Raw genomic sequence first — 19,413 nt, forward strand, 5'->3', positions numbered from 1 at the left:
TTAAACCGGTGTAAATTATTCAGGCAATTCTTTTTTCCAGTCGCTCCAAAGACTTTTTAGCTCACTTACTAGTTGCTTGTTATTTTCTGATACATTATTTTTCTCAAACGGATCTAAAGAAATATTGTAGAGTTCTACTTTACTAATGTCTTCATTAAACAAGAGTTTCCAATCGCCATTTCTAACCGCACCTTCTGCCCAATGATCTGTTTTTACTTTTGGAAAACGCCATTCCCAGAATAAAGGTTTGGTGCGTTCAAAACTTTTGTTCTCTAATATCGAAGTTATATTCTCTCCATCAATACTATAGTTTTTTGGTAATTCTGTTTCTGCTAAGTTTGCAAAGGTTGGCAATAAATCTACTGTAGATAATACACTTGTCGAATCTACCTTATTCTCTTCAACATGATTTTTCCATTTTACAATAAAAGGCACTACGACCCCACCTTGAAGAATATCTACTTTTCGACCTCTTAAACCTGCTGTAGAACCCGCTTCTTTTGAAGGTCCCCATCCTGCAGGACCATTATCACTAGAAAAAATAATTAAGGTGTTGTCATCTAATCCCATTTCTGATATGGACTCTAATAAGCGTCCAACATGAAAATCGGCATCTTTTAAAACCGCATAATAGGTTTCTTTACTTGGTGACAAGCCTTTAAAATCTTTGCGTTGTTCCTCTGAAGGCCATAAGGGTGTGTGCGGATCTTTTAACCAAAGGTTAACAAACATCGGTTGTTTACCTTTATTTTTTTTATAAAATCAATCGTTTCATCTACAGCAATTCGACTCGAACTTTGTACCCATAAGGTATCCGTATCCATAAATCGTGTGGTTTCCCATTTCTGATCTCCTTTCCAGGTTGGTCCATTGCCGTTCCAAACTCTTGTCTCATCATAACCATACACTTTAGGTTCTGGTGCCGAAGGATCTCCATGCGGTCTGCCTCCACCGCCTAAATGCCATTTACCAAAATGAGCCGTTTTATAGCCTGCTTTTTGTAGGGTTTGAGGCAGGTATACCGGTAAGGAATCATTCAAATAATTAGGCATATTGCGTTTGGCATTTACTTCGTTTCCTGCGAAATGCGCATGAACGCCATGTCTTGCTGGAAAATGACCTGTTAAAACCGAAGATCGACTCGGAGAACAAACTCCACTCGTCACATGGAATTGTGTAAATCGTGTGCCTTCAGCTGCCATTTTATCTAGATTGGGCGTCACAACTTCTGTATTTCCATACACGCCTAAGTCACCATAACCCCAATCATCTGCAAAAACGAAAATGATGTTTGGTCTTGAATCTTCTGTTTCAGCTACAGCTCCATTATCAGCTACGGTTTTCGTCTTAGTCTCATTACAAGAACTCATTGCAATAGCACCCCATAAAAGTGTGATATGTTTTAAATAACGCATTCTCATTTCCGTATTAATTTTCAAACATTTCTTTTTCCTGTTCGTTACCTAATGCTGCAGCTAACTCCTTGACTTTTTCAGGGAATTGACTCGCTAAATTCGTGTTTTGCCCAATATCGTCTTTAAGGTTGAAGAGCTGCACGGTATCCTTTGCTGTTTTAAAACGTTGTCCTTCTTCAAACCATTTTGGAATTCTGGTGTGGTAACCATCTTTATTATTAATGTATAACCAATCGCCTTTTCTAATCGCGTATTTTGAAGCCCAGGTATTGTGAACAATAGTTTCTCTCACAGGGTCATCTGTATTAGTTAGCCATACGTTAGAAAAATTAAAGCTGTCATGCTGTAATCCTTTTGGTAATTCACTATTTGTAATAGACGCTAACGTATTTAAAAGGTCTATTTGACTGAACAATTGATTGCTCTTTGCTCCTGGTTTAATATGGTTTGGCCATTTTACGATAAAAGGCACATGATGTCCGCCTTCATAAACATCTCTTTTTACACCTCTAAATGGATGAGAACTATCGTGATCATAATTTTTAATACGGTTATAAGCATAGTGCTCCGATCCATTATCTGAAGTAAAAATTACAATCGTATTTTCATCTGCATTAATGGCTTTTAAAGCGTCTAAAATTTGTCCGACCGCATCGTCAGTCTGAAACACAAAATCGCCATAAGGACCTGCTTTACTTTTCCCTCTAAATTCTTCATTTGGAATTATTGGTGCGTGCGGCGAAGGAAACGCCATATATAAAAAGAAAGGTTCTTTGGCTTGTTCTTGATTTTTTATAAAAGTCACAGCCTTGCGCGTCACCGTTGGTAAAATCTTGTAAAAATCCCAGTCTTTTACTGCTGGTCCTGGTCGTAATTCCCAATTGCCTTCTAATGCAAAATCTTCTTTAGGATGTTGTAACGTTAGTGTTGGTGCTTCTGTAGCCTTATCATTTTCAATCCAAGTATATGGAGGGAAATTAATAGTACCATCACCAAAATAAGTATCAAAACCAATAGACAACGGGCCATTAGGAATAGATTTATCCCAATCATAAGCTTGTGCTGGCCAAATTTCGATTTCCTTTTTTCCGTGCTTAGCTTTTACTTTTTGAGTAACCTCTTTTTTTCTAATCGCTTCCCAGTTCCAACCTAAATGCCATTTACCAATAGCTGCTGTATGGTAACCGTTAGTGTTAAGAATACGAGGTAATGTCACCTGATTTTCTTTAAAAACAGATTCTCCCATGGCATGTACGATATCGTTGAAGTCTCTCCAATGGTAGCGGCCCGATAATAAGGCATACCGACTTGGTGTACAAACACCAGAAGAACTGTGAGCATCTGTCATTAGCAGACCTTCTCTAGCTAGTTGATCTAAATTAGGTGTTGGGATTTTAGATTGTGGATTTTGAATCGCTAAATCTCCATAACCCATATCATCAGCATAAAATATGATGATGTTGGGTTTGGGAACCTGTGCTGTAGGTTTTGTTTGTTGTTGACAAGCTGTTAAGCACACCAACATTAAAATATAAAAGTAGGCGCTTATCTTCATTGTTTTAGCTTTGTTTTTTCCAGTCAATGGTAGCTTTCTTATTTTCTAAATCGACCCAAATACTGGCATGTTCATAATTTCGGGTTAAAATCCAACCGTTAACTTGCATCTCGTTTAGAGGTTTGCCTAAGGGTTTATCAAATTCAGGATACCATAGAAGTGATCCCATACTTAGGCGATATCCCCAATTATAACTAATATAAGAATGTTTTTGTGCTCCAGCTAAAAAAGAGGCTAAGGCAAATGTTAAATGCTCTTTAGAAATTTTCTCTTTTTCCTTTTCAGATTTAGCCATAAACTTTTTGTTTACCCAAGCATTCTCTGGCCATGTTTTAAACACCACTATTTTACCGCTTTTACCTGCTTTTTCCATTTCTTGAATATCCTTAAGCATACTTTCTTTCGTTTTGCTATTAAAATACCCGAAATGTTCAATCATTATGGCATCCGTAAAATCTGGAAAGTCATTTTCGCTATTTCTAACTGGTGTAGAACGAATACCATTATAAACGATTAATTTGTCATCACCAATTTTAGCTCTCGTTTCTTTAATTAGATCTTTTAAGCCTTGCTGAATGGCATCATACTTTTCAGCTCCCCATAACTTTTTATTACCTGGATTAGTAACCTGAACTAAGGCATCAAAGAAAACACCATCCACGTTTTCATTATCCAAATTGTCTTTGGCAATATCAGACCACCAATCTCTAAGCTCTAGATTAGATAAATCATAGCGCTTTAATTTACCATCTTTTAAATCTAATTCGCCTGTTTTTGTTTTTAGCCACCACTCTGATTTTGTTTGATAGTCTTCATGCGCTTTATACATACTATAATCTAAAAACGCATTCCAATAGAATACCACTTTCATATCTGGATTTAAATCTTTTAGCACTTTTGCATCAGCAGCAATAGATTCTTCTGAATGTTTATATTTCGGAAAACCATGCGCCTTTTCTAATACTGTAAAGTTAGAATGCTCCGCTATAAATTTAGCTTCAGACTTAGTTAACAAATCCCCTTTTTTTCCAAAATGAAAAGCCACAGGAACTTTATCCCAACTAAATTCTGGATAGTGCTTATCATTTTGCGCCAAGGCAACTTGAGACATCATCAAACCAATTAAAAACAAACTTTTATGTAAAAACGCTAACTTCATTATGCTTACAATTTTATTTTATTGGTAAAATCTTAATCGATTTTAAACTCGATGTTTGAACATCACCTTCAACTAATGACGTCTTAATAATATGATTACCTGCCGTTTTAAATTCTAAAATTCCCATTCTGCGATACGCGTACTTATCGGTTGCAGCTTGTTGATTTTGAACTTTAATGCCTTCATCTGTTGTGGTTTTCCAAACTAAGCGCCCTTCACCTTTATATTCTAAATCTAGATAATAATAACCCGGTTCTTGAACGTTTACTTCCCAGCAAACCGTACCATCTTCTTCCCAATTGCTCACTTGGTTGGCATGTTTCCATTCACCAAATTTCTCCATCCAGCGTACGTTTTTTTGTTCTGCACCTTCAACTTCTCCAAATTCGGTTAATAATCTTGTAGGTACATTTGGATAGATACCTAAGTGTGATTCTACTACAGCTTCTGCATCTTCAAGTTCTACTTCAATTACAGAAATCAATTCTTCAGGTGCTTTATATGGCACGTCGACAACTAACCAATCGTTCTCTTTAGAATATTTAAGTGAACTCTTTTTGTCTCCATCTAAAACGGATATTTTTTTCACTTTAGATTTTAATCCAGGTAAGTATAATTTACCATTAGTTGGCCATTCGCTTACGGATAAATAAAGCGATTTATCATTGGTAGTAACATCTCCCCAAGGTAAGGCATAGCCCCAAGGTGAACTACCTGCGGCGTAAACAACTTGTGGGTATTTCTGAATCCAACGACCAGACTCTTGTAAAAATTCTATACCAATACTTGGAATAGCTCCGTTACTATCCGGACCTACATTAAATAAATACGTACCGCCTCTAGCTACAGTTTCAATAACACGACCTAAAATCTTTTTAGGACTTTTAAAGTTATTATCATACCATGCATAAGACCAAGAATCGTTGTTAGTATCACAAGTTTCCCAAAGCCCTTCTACATTTCGGGTTGGCACTTCCATATCTCCAATACTAGCATAGTCACCCATACCATATCCTACGCGACTACACATCATAGCATTTGGTTGTAATTCTCTAACCATATCCGCTAATTCTACCACATATTCTTCTGGCATATCACCTGGAGTATCAAACCAAACAAAATCGATGTCACCATAGTTGGTGCATATTTCTCTAACCTGAGGTTTACATTTATTATAGAAATAATCTTTAAAGTCCATTTTATTACCATTCTCATCAACTTCAGGACCTCTAGTTCCGCCTGGAGCCGTCCAATCTTGATTGTGAGAATAATAAAATCCGAATCCAAGTCCTAATTCTTTACACGCAGCAGATAACTCGTGCATGGGATCTCTACCAAATGGAGTGGCATCAACAATATTGAAATCACTAGCTTCAGAATCGAACATAGCAAAACCTTCATGATGTTTACTGGTAATGATGATGTACTTCATACCTGCATCTTTTGCTAATTGTGCAATTTGCTTAGCATCAAATTCTGTTGGATTAAAGGTTTTAGCCGTTTCCATATATTTTTCTGGTGCAATATCGGCCACACGCTTGCTCATTAACCATTCTCCAATACCATAATACGTTTTATCTTCCCATACACCACCTAGATTTGAAAATAATCCCCAATGAATAAACATCCCGTAGTTGCCTTCATCAAACAACTTTGCTTTTCCACTTTTTAAAGCATCACCAGTAACGTTAGTTTCACCCCACATTTCTTCCATTCCTTTTTTATTTTTATCTTGAGAATGGCTATTCATAACGCTAATAAGCATTACTAAAACGGAAAACATTAAACATCTATTCTTAAACATATGCGTACTATTATTAATTTATTATTTTTTTGATTTGCAGATAGAAATCTACCTACTTTACTGTATATAACATTCTTGAGTCATCACTAGTTTTCATCAATTAGCGACGCTCCCAAAAACATATTTATTTTTAGATTATAATCTGTATCTCAATCCTACTTTCCAAGTTGGAGTTCTACCGTAATAAGATGTTAAATTTTGAGTATCATCTCCAATATAACGACGTGTATCTTCTCCTGTAAGATTACTTACACCTGCACTTGCTTGTATCTTTCTTGTAATCTTATATTTTAAGTTGATTCCTAAAAGTGTCGTTCCTTCTGTATAATGTGCTTCATCTGCACGTGTAGAGCCAATACCACCTAAATTACTTAAGTAATTACTTCTGTAGGCTGCAGTAAATCTAAAAGAGAACCCGTACTTTTCATAGTACATCACTGTATTGAAGTTGTGTTTTGAAGTCCCTGGAAAACCATTAGTAGCATCTCCAACAGCACCATCAAAATTACTTTCAACAAAAGAATAGTTAGCTCGTAAACCAAATCCACTCGCAAAACCAGGTAAAAACGTAAAGTGATGATTAAAGCCTATTTCAAATCCATAAAGTTGTGCATTTGTAATGTTTATAGGAGTAGAAATATCGAACAATAAATCTTCTTGACCTGCAGGTATTGCTACACCCAGCGCTTCTATACCTGGATACGCTTGATCATTTAATGTTTGACGTCCGATATAATTTTTAATGTCTTTATAAAAGATACTACCGATAATTGCACCACCATTTCTGCTATACAACTCAAATGTTGTATCATACATCCATGCACTGTAAGGCTCTAACTTTGGATTACCAGATTTAATAGTCCCTCTATATAAACTTGTTCCTAAGTTTGGCTCATAGTCTGGTGAACTCGGGTTGAATATTTCTGAAGTAGGATCTAAATACTCCACCTCATTACTCGGCATCATATCTCTATATTTTGGTCTAGATGCTCCTTTTGCAGCGCTAAACCTCAAGTTAAAATTTCTTTTTATTTTAAAATTGGCATTAAAACTAGGTAACACATCCCATCTAGAATTTTCTACCTCATGATATATAGCATCACTTACTACACCACTAGTCTCTGCTATAGGATCAACTATTTCTACTCCGGTAAACCCCCTTGATTCATTTATGGTATTAATGGCTCTTACCCCAAAGTTTAAAACTACTGGTATATTAAATACTGTTGTTCTGGCATCAACTTGTGCATAGGTAGAAAAAGTTTTTTCTATAGCCCCATAAGATTTTGCAGGATTAAATTGTAAATCACCTTCCTGAGAAACCAATTGATCTATGGGTTTATCAAAATCAAAAATACTTCCACCATTTAAACTATTAAATCCTGGTGTTAAATCTAACACGGCATTTCCGGGGATATTAATCCATTGATCTAAACCTGTTCCACCGCCTAAAAAATCACCTGGAATATAATAGTTATCATAAGAAATAAGATCTACAAATTGCTGTAATTGCTCATCTGTATAATCACCATAGATATCGTCAGCATTTGCTTGCGCTTCTCTAGCTTCGAAATCTGTAATTGCTGATCTTGCACCCAATGAGAATTTCACCTTTTTATTTAGCTCATACTCTACATCTAACCTTGAAGCATAATTGTAGCCATTAGTTCTAATATGTCGCTTGGATACAGATCTAAGACCAAATGCTGTAGGATCTAAAATTTCAGTTGGAAGTCCAAACTGAGGAAGTTCACCTCTCAAATCTAAACTAATAGCACTATTGTCATAATCTCTTCCATCCAATCTTGCAGTTATTTGCGTTAAATCTTGGAAAAAATCCAAATCCGAATACGATAAATCAAAACTAAAAGTCAACTTATCTGACTCCTTGTATAAGGTGTTCAAACCTAGTATGTTATTAGTGGTATTATTTGTATAGAACTGATTTTTATTTTGAATATTCACTCGAGACACATCTGCACCAGCTGCATCGATGTAGGCTAAATTATTCCCATTAAAAACCAGACTTTCTGGCGTAAAGAAATTATTAACACCCAGCAAACCATTATCACCACCTGTAGACAATGATGTTTGAAATTGTTGTCTGTCTGAAAAAGCTTCTAATTTAGTTAAGGTATAATCTAACAAAAACTCTAGTTTATCTGTTGGCTTGTATTGAATTGCCGCTGATAAAGCCAATTGTTTTCTGTTGTCTTTTCGTACGGCATTATTAATAGTTGCTGGTACTAAGATACCTTCATAAACATTCTCTCCATCTTCAAAAACACCATTACTATTAGTATCTTCATAAAAATCTACATTTCTGTAACCTCGCATTCCCGATTCATCGCGGTATCTATTATCATCAGTGTGAACTATTGAAACAGCGGCTCCTAATTTATCATTTATTTTACCTCCAAACACACCAGATATTCTGGTATCAAAATCGATATCTTCGAACTCTGAATCACTATCTCCTCTTAAATTAACACTAGCAAAATAATTCTTCCCTCTTTTATACCTGGCATCTAAAGGTCTTAAGGTTTGAAAATCTACTGTCCCACCAATATCTGTAGCAATTTCTTTAGCCTGTGTTGTTTTATGGATTCTAGCTCCATTAATAATTTCTGTAGGAATAACATTTAAGTTAAATTTTCTAAAATCCGATTTCCCTTCATTTCCAGCAGAAATTGGAGCTCGACCATTCATCGTAATTTTCACAAACTGAGGCCCTATACCTCTAATAGATACTCTATCTCCAGAAACACCATCATCATTCCGCTCAATTTGCACACCTGCAACTCTTTGTAAAGCATCAGTTACGTTACCATCAGAAAAACTTCCAATATCCTCTGGTGTAATAGCTTCGATAACACTAGTGGCTTCTCGCTTCTCCCTAACGGCATTTAATTGAGAGCTTCTGATACCTACAGTTAGCGTAACTTCGTCTAAAGCTTGAGAATCCGTTTCCATCTTAACATTGATTACCGTCTTACCAGCCGTAGAATATTCAACAGTCTTAAACCCTATATAATGAAATACGAGGATCGCATCAGGATTCTTTAATTCTATAGTATAGTCTCCATCCATTGTAGACATTGCACCATTCTTTGTGCCTTTTTCTATAATACTTGCACCTGGAAGAGGCATATTATTGACATCAGTGATTTTACCTGTTATGACTTGCTCTTGCGCAAAACCTAAAAAGCATTGCAGCAGCATTAAGAACAGTAAACTTTTAGAATTAATTTTTTTCATGACTTGATGAGTTAGTTCGTATGACTACAAATATGTATCAAATAAGATAAATCAACTTGCTCTGTTCGTTTTAAAATTTTCTCATTTCAACCAAACCCGCTAAGTACTAGGTAGTATCAGTGCGTTTGAATTTTTACAGCAAAAAAATGACGGAATAGAGAAGCGTTACTAAATTAGTAAATGGTTACTTTGTATATATACGATAAATGGATTCAGATGTCTATAAAAAACCTTACAACCATTCTTTTTTTAACATTAAGCACTTGTTTTGTTTTCGGTCAAACAAAACCGACTCAAAATACAATTGATGCTAATTGGGAATCTATGGCTGAGCACTATCAGGTACCAGAATGGTTCCAAGATGGTAAAATAGGGGTTTGGATGCATTGGGGTATCCCATCTTCAATAGACGAAAACAGAGCAGACGATGGGTCTCACTACGGAAGACGCATGTACGGTGATGAAGATTATGATGCACGAAATGAACCTGACAGACTCAGAACGGTAAGATTAACAAAATGGCATACGGAACGCTATGGTCCCCCTTCAGAATTTGGTTACGAAAAATTTATAGCAGATTTTAAAGCGGAAAACTTTAATGCTGATGCCATTGTAGCGTTTGTTAAAGATAATGGAGCGCGTTTTATTATGCCAGTGGCGACACATCATGATAATTTTGATATGTACGACTCCTTCTTTCCTTGGAATTCAGTTAAAATGGGACCAAAGAAAGATATCCTGAGAGAATGGAAAGATGCAGCCTACAAACACGATTTAAAATTTGGAGTATCAACACACTTATATTGGTCTCCTCGCTTTTTTAGAACGGCTCGGAAATTTCAAAAAGAAGGCACTCCAGGATGGGAGTTTTTTAATATGGATTATGACACTAAAGAATTTGCCAGTCAAGATAGCTGGAATAAGCATTGGTACAAACGCTCTTGGGATTTAATTGAAAAATACGATCCAGACATGTTTAATAACGATTCGCCTTATCCGTCTATAAAAACAGGAAAAGGTTTAGGCGTGAAACTATTTTCTGATTATTTAAATAGAGATTTAAAAGAGAACAACGGCAAACAAACTACCGTGTTATCCTTTAAAAACGCCAAAGAAAATAAAGCGGCATTTACCTATAATTTAGAACGTGGGATGTTTGGGGAACAACAAGAACATCCATGGATTTGGGCCACCGATTTATCAGGAAGTTGGTTTTACAGAAAAGATGCGTTCACTAAAATGTCTTTAGATGTTTTAATAGGAAATGCTATAGATGCCATTAGTAAAAATGGTGTGGTGATGATTAACATTGCTTTAAAAGGAGATGGTACAATTCCTAAAAACCAAAAGCAAATGCTGACTAATTTTGGAGACTTTGTAAAGATTAATCATGAAGGTATTTACAACACCAGACCATGGAAAACCTTTGGTGAAGGACCTTTAGAAATCGTTACCAAACGCGCTGGTGAGAACTTGAAGAAGTTCTCTGAAAAAGACATTCGTTTTACAACAAAGGATGGAAATATTTACGCTTTTGTTTTAGCATCACCAACAGAAGATATTTTAATTGAAGTTCTAAAGACAAAAGGACTTTTACAAAAAAACATAAAAGACATACAGCTATTAGGTAGTGATGAAAAAATAAATTGGAACCGAAATAAAGAGGGTTTAGCTATCACATATGATTTTAAAAACACCCCAAACCAATCGGCTATTTGTTTTAAAATAATCACAGAATAACAACTTAAATAAATTAACTAAAGGTCATAATGCATTTTAAAACGACATTTTTATTGGTTTTATTCGCCATTTCTTTAAGTGCGTGTTCCGCGCAAAAACAAGAGGTGCCCGTGGTAAAACAAAAACTACCTGAGTTTTCTTGGGATAAAATGCCATTATATATGCATATGCGTAAATCCACGGCTTTCACAAAAAAAGAGATTACCTATCTTTCAAAATTTCCTTTAATAACGTTTGAAAAAACAACAGGAAGTAAATCATCAGGATCCACAGAAAAAGGCACTATTAAAGCGGCTAAAGCTGTAAAAAAAATAAATCCTAATGCCACAGTATTATACTACAAAAATGTGGTCATCAATTGGAAAGGTTATAAAGAAGATGAAGATTTCTTATACAAACATCGCGAGGCCTTATTAGTTAACGCCAAAGGCGAAAAAGCCTTAATGCCTAATGGTAAAACAGGATTCTTCGATATTTCAAAAGACTATGTTCGTGAGTATTGGTTAAACCATGTAAAAAAGGTTACCGAAAGTCCATTTATTGATGGTGTGTTTTTAGATGCTAACATTAAAGTTTTAGTACCTGTCTTTTTTAATAGTCGTGTTGGTGAAGAAAAACGAGAGGCTATTAAAACAGGCTATTTGTCTATGATGGCAGATTTAGATACTCAAATAGGAAAAGATAATTTACTTATTGCCAATATCATTCGCGTGCGTTCTGAATTTGAAGATTCAGGCAGAGCATACTTAAAATTCTTTGATGGATCGTACTTAGAAGGTTTTGAGCGTGGAAATTCTGGCATGAATTATGAAGATTACCTTGCAAAAGGGATCGAGGCCGTTCAAAAATCGGCTAGAGAAGGCAATGTGATTGCTATGTCTCTCGGCATTGGTAAAGGATTAAAAAATGCAGTAGCTGGTATTGATGATGCTAGGAAAAAAGTAAACATAAATGAAGATTTTACAAAACGCTTAGATTATCTATTGGCTATTTTTCTGGTTTGTGCCGAAAAATACAGCTACGTCTATCCTCATGATGGCTATGGTGTTGGGAGTTCTGCCGTTTGGCTTAAAACCTTTCCGCAGTATGAGAAAAAACTAGGCGCACCAAAAGGCTATGCGAAACGTGAAGGCTACATTTACACAAGATCTTTTGAACATTTAGACGTTACTTTAGATATACAAAACAAAACAGCCCAATTAGATTGGAAATAAACGAACCCTTAAATATTTATATATAAAAAAATGAAATCACTTTTAACATCACTTACAATTTTATTGTGCTTTTCTAACTATGTAATTAGTCAAGAAAAGAAAGATTTAGTAAAACCTAATATTGTTATCTTTTATGTTGATGATTTAGGTTGGCAAGACACAGAACTCAATGATTTAGATGAGCCAACACCTTGGGAAACACCAAATATAATTGCACTTGCAAAAGAAGGAATCAATTTCACCAATGGCTACTCGCCTGCTCCAACTTGCGCTCCATCAAGAGCTGCACTGCTTTCTGGTTTGCACCCAACTAAAACAGGTGTAACACATGTAAGTGGAGGCACTTTACCTAAAACCACTAAACGTTCTAATTATGTGACGCCGTATTACCCTATAGGATTAATGCCTGAAAACTTCACCATTGCAGAAGCATTAAAAATGAATGGCTATACAACCGGACATGTAGGGAAATGGCATGTAGGAGCTCTTGACATTCAAAAATCAACGAATCAAGGTTTCGATTTTGCTTACGAATCTAGAGGTGCACACCAAGGACCTAAACGAGAAAAAAACCGTATCAACAATTTTGCAACCCATGATAAAGGAGATGCTTACCGTTTAAGTGATGAAAAATATCCTCCGTTTACAAAATCATCTCCAAACGGCATTTCGTATCCTAAAGATATGGTTACTGAAAAAGCACTTGAGTTTATTAAATCTAGTAAAGACGAGCCGTTCTTTTTATACTTAGCACATTGGTTGGTTCATGCACCTATTCATACTAAGAATAAGGAGTTATTACAATACTACAGTGATAAATTAGGGGTAGAAATGCCAACCAAGGATATTCCAATTAAAACAGGTGGACAAACCAACCCATTTTACGGCGCTATGGTAACGACTTTAGATTGGAGTTTAGGACGTGTGGTAGATTTATTAAAGACAACAGACGATCCAAGAAACCCAGGTAAAAAGCTAATTGAAACCACTTATATTATTTTTTCTTCGGACAACGGAGGTGTAGAAAAAGCCAATGGAGATATCGTTACAGATAATTACCCTTTAGACCAAGGTAAAAAATATGCACAAGAAGGTGGTATTAGAGTGCCTATGGTGATAAGTGGCCCTCATATTCCTAAAGACAAAACTCAAGATGTATTGATTAATCAATTAGACTTTTTTCCAACACTATTAAACCTTACAAACAGTACTGTACCTGAAGAGTATGGTTCAGATTTAGATGGTTTAGATATTTCTGGGGTGTTATTGAATAATGATAAGACCGTTAAAGATGCGTCAGGACATGAAAGAGAAGATTTATGGTGGCATTTTCCTCACAATACAGATTCTCAGATGCAATCTGCACTTAGACATGGCGAGTACAAATTATACAAAAATTTAATTCCTGATACTTATGAATTATACCGTTTGTATAAAAATGGAAAACGCGAAGATTTAGAAGAAAAGCATAATATTGCAGCACAAAATCCAGAAATCGTTAAGGACTTATCTGCAAGATTAGAAACATATTTAGAAGATTATAATGCACAAATGCCTTATAAAGATCCTTCAAAATTTAAAGGTGAGGATGTAGCATCTATTCCTGTTATTACGAATGATGCGTTTGATGCTAAATCTCAAAGCGTAACTATCTCCATAGAAAAAGGAAAATCAAAGATTGTAGAAGCTTATGCACTTGTAAGAATTGTAAACGCGAATTTAAAAAAGAAGAACGGTAAAAATGGAAAGTTAGGAAAACACGATTCAACCTTAATAAAAATACCATTAGAATCTAGCAAAAATAATTTAGAGTACACGTTTACTATTCCTGAAGACATCATAGAATACGGTGTTATCTTAATCGATGAAAATCGTTTTATGGTAAAAAGTGACTTTCATAAAATCAACTAAATAAGAAGCGTTGAATGTGATATTGTATAGATTTAAATTACAGTATGACATTTGCTTTAATTATATATAAAATGAAAAATAACAGAACATTCTTAGCCTTAGTACTATTGGCCTTTTTAGCCTCTAACTATGGTAATAGTCAGGAAAAAGAGAATTTAATAAAGCCTAACGTCATTATATTTTACGCTGATGATTTAGGCTGGCAAGACGTAGAGTTAAACGATTTAGACGAACCTTGTGCGTGGGATACTCCAAACATTAAAGCATTAGCAAAAGACGCCATCAATTTTACAAATGGCTATTCTCCTGCACCTACTTGTGCTCCGTCTAGATCTGCACTTTTAAGCGGATTGCATCCTGCTAAAACAGGAATAACCAATGTTAGTGGCGGAGGAATCCCTAAGGCTCAGAGATCGGAAAAATATATGAGTCCTTATTTTCCAGAAGGATTAATGCCTGAAAACTTCACGATTGCTGAAGCTTTAAAAATGAATGGTTATAGAACAGGACATGTTGGAAAATGGCATGCAGGAGCACTTCAGATTCAAAAATCAACCAATCAAGGTTTTGATTTTGCACATGAATCTAGAGGAGCACATCAAGGACCTAAAGGAGCTAAAAATCGCTTAAATGCTTTTGCAACACATGATAAAAATGATGCGTATCGTTTAAGTAAAGAAAAATACTTTCCTTTCACAAAGGAATCGCCTAACGGAATTTCATATCCAACAGACGCAGTTACTGAAAACGCTCTAAAATTTATAGAAAACAACAAAGAGGAACCGTTCTTTTTATATTTAGCACATTGGATGGTGCACTATCCTATTCACTCTAAAAACCGTGAATTATTAGACTATTATTGTGATAAATTAGGAGTAGAGCTTCCAGAGGCAGATACTGAATGGACTAAAGAAGGTCAGAATAATCCTTATTTTGGAGCTATGGTTACTACCTTAGATTGGAGTTTAGGTCGCGTAGTCGATTTGTTAAAGAAAACAGATGACCCAAGAAATCCAGGCAAAAAATTATACGAAACAACTTACATCATCTTTTCATCTGATAATGGTGGAGCGGAAACTCGTAGAGCAGAAGTAATGTCTGATAATGCTCCTTTAGATAAAGGAAAAAAATATTCGGAAGAAGGCGGAATTAGAGTCCCAATGCTTATATCGGGACCAAATATTCCAAAAGGAGAAACAAAAGATGTTTTAATCAATCAGTTAGATTATTACCCTACTGTTCTTAGCCTTACCAATAGTAAAATACCTGCTAAATATAGTTCTGATTTAGATGGACTAGATATTTCAGGTGTCTTATTAAAGAATGAAAAGGAAGTCTTAAATAAAGATGGGAAACCAAGAGAAGATTTATGGTGGCATTATCCTTATGGTGGCGAGACTAAAAACCAGTCTGCTATACGATCTGGCGACTATAAGTTATATAAAAACTTTATCACTGGTAATTATGTATTGCATCGTTTGTATAAAGATGGAAAACGACTTGACTTAGAAGAAAAGTTCGATATCGCTAAACAAGAACCAGAAATCACGAAAGCGCTTGCTGAAAAATTAGAAAAATATCTAAAAGATTATGATGCTAAATTGCCATATAAAGAACCTTCAAAATTTAAAAATGATAAGGATGTAACTGCGATTCCTGTTATTGTTAACGATACTTTTGATGCTGCATCACGTAAAGTTGCTATTCAATTAGAAAAAGAAAACTCTAATGTAGTTGAAAGTTATGCACTTGTAAAAATATCAGATAAGGCTAAAGCAAGAAAAAAAGGCAAGAAAAGTAAAGTGAAATCTACGTATATCAGAATACCTGTAGACGCTGGTAAAAATAATTTAGAATACACGTTTACGGTTCCTAAAGAAGCCATAGAATATGGTATCATCCTAATTGATGAAAATCGATTTATGGTAAAAAGTGAGTTTCATAAAGTAAAATAATTAAACGTTAAATAATAGAAATAGGAATCATGAAAACTATAGTTATTAACTGTTGCTTGTGCTTCCTATTTTTGTTTCAAATTGGTTATGCTCAAAAGCATTCTAAACCATTAAAAAACAGCAGACCCAACATCATCTTTGTCATGACAGATGATCAAGGGATGGGTGATTTTTCCTGTATGGGAAACCAAGTCGTAAAAACCCCAAATATTGATGCCTTCTATGAAAAATCAACACGTTTTACAGAATATCATGTAAGTCCTACTTGCGCACCAACACGCGCTGCGATTATGAGTGGACGACACGAATTTAGAGTTGGTGTTACTCATACGATTCTAGAGCGCGAACGCATGGCTTTAGATGTACACACGCTTCCGCAAGTCTTGCAATCTGCAGGTTACCAAACCGGATTGTTTGGCAAATGGCATTTGGGCGATGCAGATGAATACCTCCCACAAAACAGAGGTTTTAATGAAGTGTTGATGCATGGTGCTGGTGGAATTGGGCAAGTAAATCTTGGAGATTTCCCACCTAATAAAGACAACGTGTATTTTGATAATGTTTTACTTCACAATGAAACTATTGTAAAAACCAAGGGCTTTTGTACGGATGTGTTTTTCGATGCGGCTATGGCTTGGACAAAAGAACAAATTAATACGAAAACACCTTACTTCACATACCTTTCACTTAATGCACCGCACGCACCTTTGGTGGCTCCTGAAACCTATAAAAAACGTTTTTTAGAATTAGGATATGATGAAGGTACTGCGAGTAGATATGGGATGATTGAAAATATTGATGACAATTTTGGAAGGTTAATGAGTAAACTTGAAGAATGGGATGCCTTAGACAATACGTTAGTCATTTTCACCACAGATAATGGAGCTACACATTTAAGAGGCACTTTGAATGGGGAAAACGTAAGGCATTTTAATGCAGGTTTGAAAGGTGGAAAAAATTCACCTTACGAAGGTGGTGATCACGTCCCACTTTTCTTGTATTGGAAAGGTGTTTTAACTGAAGGAAAAGACATTAACCAACTTACAGCACACTTAGATTTATACCCGACCTTTGCGGAATTAACTGGAGCTAAGCTACCAGAAACAATGCAGCCTTTAGAAGGTTTGTCATTAATCCCTTTATTAGAAAATACAGCGGTAAACTGGGAAGACCGTTTACTATTTGTGCATTGTGGACGCTGGAAAACCGGAATGGTCAACGAAGCCAAATACACTAAAATGGCTATAAGAAGTCAGCAATGGCGTTTTGTAAATAATGCCGAATTGTACAATGTTGCTAAAGATCCAGGAGAAACTAAAAATGTTGCGGCTGAATATCCTGAAGTGATTGCCAAATTTCAACAACCTTATAACGATTGGTGGTCCACCTCTATTCCACTCATGGTAAACGAAAACAGAAAGCGCGTTAAACAGCAACCGTTACATGTTAAATACTATAAGCAATTAGAGGAGCAAGGAATTTTAGAATGGAATCCGAAAATTGATTAAAATATCATCCAAAATGAATTTAATAATGCGTCCGTATAAAAAGAGATTAAGAATTTATAGTATTGTATTTTCAATGTTTTTAGTTACTGTATCCTGTAAAAAAAAGGAGGATACTACTGTGTCGATTGAAAAACCATTCCACCAAACTAATCATTGGATAGTATTAGAAAAAACGGATGCTTCTAAAGAAGGAAATACATTTTCTTGGGATTTTAATGTGAAACAGCCTTCAGACTATGTGCTTCAAATAGTTTCAAAAAACGAATCTTATAAGGATAAAGATGTTGCAAAAGTAAAAATTGAGGAACAAGCATTTGAAGAACCTTTATTGAAAAGCTATATTATCAATTCGAACGACATAGTTTCCGAATTCAAAAACAAAATTCCATATAAAAACACAGGAAAACAGACGCTTTCCATAACAACCGATGCTGATTTTAAAAACCTAAGAATAATTCCGCATTATAAAAAACCAATTGGTTCTGGAGAACATCATCAAGAATGGTTAACCATGCACCAATCTGCTGAGAAGCAAATAGCGCTTAAACGGTTTAAAGAAGCCAAGTTTGGTATGTTTATACATTGGGGATTATACTCTCAAGCTGGAGGTGTTTGGAAAGGCACTAAAATAAATAACGCACCACATCCAGGACCAAAAGTTGCAGAATGGTTAATGTATGCGTTTCAAATTCCTAGAGAAGAATACAAAGCATTAGCCAAAACCTTTAATCCCGATAAATCCTTTGCGCAAAATGTGGTAAAATTAGCTAAGGATGTTGGTATGAAATACATCGTTATCACTTCAAAACATCATGATGGTTTTGCGTTATTCGATTCAAAACATTCTGAATTTGATATGGTTGACGCCACACCTTATAAAGCAGATATTATTAAGGAGCTTTACAACGCCTGTTTAGCAGAAGGCATAGATTTTGGCGTGTATTATTCGCATGGTAATGATTGGATGGATGGCACAGATGGGAATTATGCTAACGTAAAAAAGTAAATGATTCTTTAGGTATTTATACACATCCAACTGGTAAAAATTTATGGGATCCAAGTGAAAACACACATGAAGAATATCTAAAAAACAAAGCCTATCCTCAAATAAAAGAGCTTATAACCATGCTACCAGAATTGCGTTTAATTTGGTTTGATGGCACAGGTTTTACTACGGAAGAACAAGCATTTCAGTTTTATAAACTCGTTTATGATATGAATCCAAACGTTTTAGTTAACCGAAGAGTGGGTTATGCCTTTGGAGATTATTTGGATGCTGGAGACAATAAGATTCCTTCGGCTTCAGAAAAGCTAGAAAAGTATTGGGAAACCTGTGGAACAACTAACAATTCTTGGGGTTATAAATCCTATGACGACGATTGGAAAAGCCCAAAAGAACTGCTCTACTACTTTGTAGATATTCTATCTAAAGGTGGAAACTATCTATTGAATATTGGTCCTGACGGAAAAGGTCAAGTGCCCGAAACCAGTGCAGAAAACTTGCGCGACATGGGCAAATGGATTCATCAAAATGCAGATGCTATTTATGGAACAACCCGTTGGAAAACACCAAACGAAGGCCAAGAAGAAACATTATTAGATGGTACAGGTCATAGAGCAGCTAAAGGTTTTCAACGAAATTTCACGTCTAAAGATTTTTGGTTCACGACTAAAGGAAACAAGGTTTACGCTATTTCACTCACCCATACAGAAGGAGAAATTCTAATAAAATCATTAAAAGAAGGTGAAGGAGATATTGAACATGTAAAACTATTAGGAAGCGAAAAAGCTCTTAGTTGGGATCAAAATGAAAACGGCTTACAAACTACAGTAACAGATATACCTACAGATGCCTTAGGTTATGTTATTGAAGTAACTTTAAAAAACAATTAAA

Annotated in this window: 11 protein-coding genes and 1 pseudogene; 7 read left to right on the plus strand and 5 right to left on the minus strand. The window is 35.4% G+C overall.

Annotated elements, in window-relative coordinates; all coding sequences use genetic code 11:
* Positions 1-15: 15 nt before the first annotated feature.
* The 5 genes and pseudogenes from ADIWIN_RS22165 to ADIWIN_RS09225 form a co-directional block, all read right to left on the minus strand.
* A pseudogene (locus ADIWIN_RS22165) lies at positions 16-1,421 on the minus strand (sulfatase family protein).
* Between the two features lie 7 nt (positions 1,422-1,428).
* Entirely contained in the window at positions 1,429-2,970 is a 1,542-nt protein-coding gene (locus tag ADIWIN_RS09210) for a sulfatase family protein (RefSeq protein ID WP_040756835.1), read from the minus strand.
* A 4-nt stretch (positions 2,971-2,974) separates the two neighbouring features.
* Complete coding sequence (locus ADIWIN_RS09215; RefSeq protein WP_020897757.1) at positions 2,975-4,129, minus strand: putative glycoside hydrolase; 1,155 nt, start codon at positions 4,127-4,129, stop codon at positions 2,975-2,977.
* A gap of 13 nt (positions 4,130-4,142) precedes the next feature.
* A complete protein-coding gene (locus ADIWIN_RS09220; protein ID WP_040756823.1) occupies positions 4,143-5,933 on the minus strand; it encodes an alpha-L-fucosidase in 1,791 nt (596 codons plus the stop codon).
* 135 nt (positions 5,934-6,068) lie between these two features.
* On the minus strand, positions 6,069-9,191 hold the full coding sequence (locus tag ADIWIN_RS09225) for a TonB-dependent receptor (protein ID WP_020897759.1): 3,123 nt from the start codon (positions 9,189-9,191) through the stop codon (positions 6,069-6,071).
* A gap of 216 nt (positions 9,192-9,407) precedes the next feature.
* Here ADIWIN_RS09225 and ADIWIN_RS09230 point away from each other — a divergent pair, with 216 nt between their 5' ends.
* The 7 genes from ADIWIN_RS09230 (at position 9,408) to ADIWIN_RS21640 (ending at position 19,412) form a co-directional block, all read left to right on the plus strand.
* Positions 9,408-10,931, plus strand: coding sequence for an alpha-L-fucosidase (locus tag ADIWIN_RS09230; protein ID WP_020897760.1), 1,524 nt, complete (start codon positions 9,408-9,410; stop codon positions 10,929-10,931).
* Positions 10,932-10,960: 29 nt separating this feature from the next.
* Positions 10,961-12,145 (plus strand): putative glycoside hydrolase, encoded by a 1,185-nt coding sequence (locus ADIWIN_RS09235; RefSeq protein WP_020897761.1) that lies wholly within the window; start codon positions 10,961-10,963, stop codon positions 12,143-12,145.
* 30 nt (positions 12,146-12,175) lie between these two features.
* Complete coding sequence (locus tag ADIWIN_RS09240) at positions 12,176-14,056, plus strand: sulfatase (protein WP_020897762.1); 1,881 nt, start codon at positions 12,176-12,178, stop codon at positions 14,054-14,056.
* A 71-nt stretch (positions 14,057-14,127) separates the two neighbouring features.
* Positions 14,128-16,011: a sulfatase gene (locus ADIWIN_RS09245; protein WP_051155439.1), complete on the plus strand. Its 1,884-nt coding sequence runs from the start codon at positions 14,128-14,130 to the stop codon at positions 16,009-16,011.
* A 29-nt stretch (positions 16,012-16,040) separates the two neighbouring features.
* Positions 16,041-17,519 carry an arylsulfatase gene (locus ADIWIN_RS09250; protein WP_040756825.1) on the plus strand — a complete coding sequence of 493 codons (1,479 nt, stop codon included), beginning with the start codon at positions 16,041-16,043 and terminating at the stop codon, positions 17,517-17,519.
* A 13-nt stretch (positions 17,520-17,532) separates the two neighbouring features.
* The gene (locus tag ADIWIN_RS21635) at positions 17,533-18,525 is read left to right on the plus strand and encodes an alpha-L-fucosidase (protein WP_020897765.1); all 993 of its coding nucleotides are present in this window, start codon (positions 17,533-17,535) and stop codon (positions 18,523-18,525) included.
* A gap of 14 nt (positions 18,526-18,539) precedes the next feature.
* On the plus strand, positions 18,540-19,412 hold the full coding sequence (locus ADIWIN_RS21640; protein WP_262507760.1) for an alpha-L-fucosidase: 873 nt from the start codon (positions 18,540-18,542) through the stop codon (positions 19,410-19,412).
* The last annotated feature ends 1 nt before the right edge of the window (position 19,413 follow it).

Origin of the sequence: Winogradskyella psychrotolerans RS-3, assembly GCF_000427335.1 — a bacterium.
Lineage (GTDB): Bacteria > Bacteroidota > Bacteroidia > Flavobacteriales > Flavobacteriaceae > Winogradskyella > Winogradskyella psychrotolerans.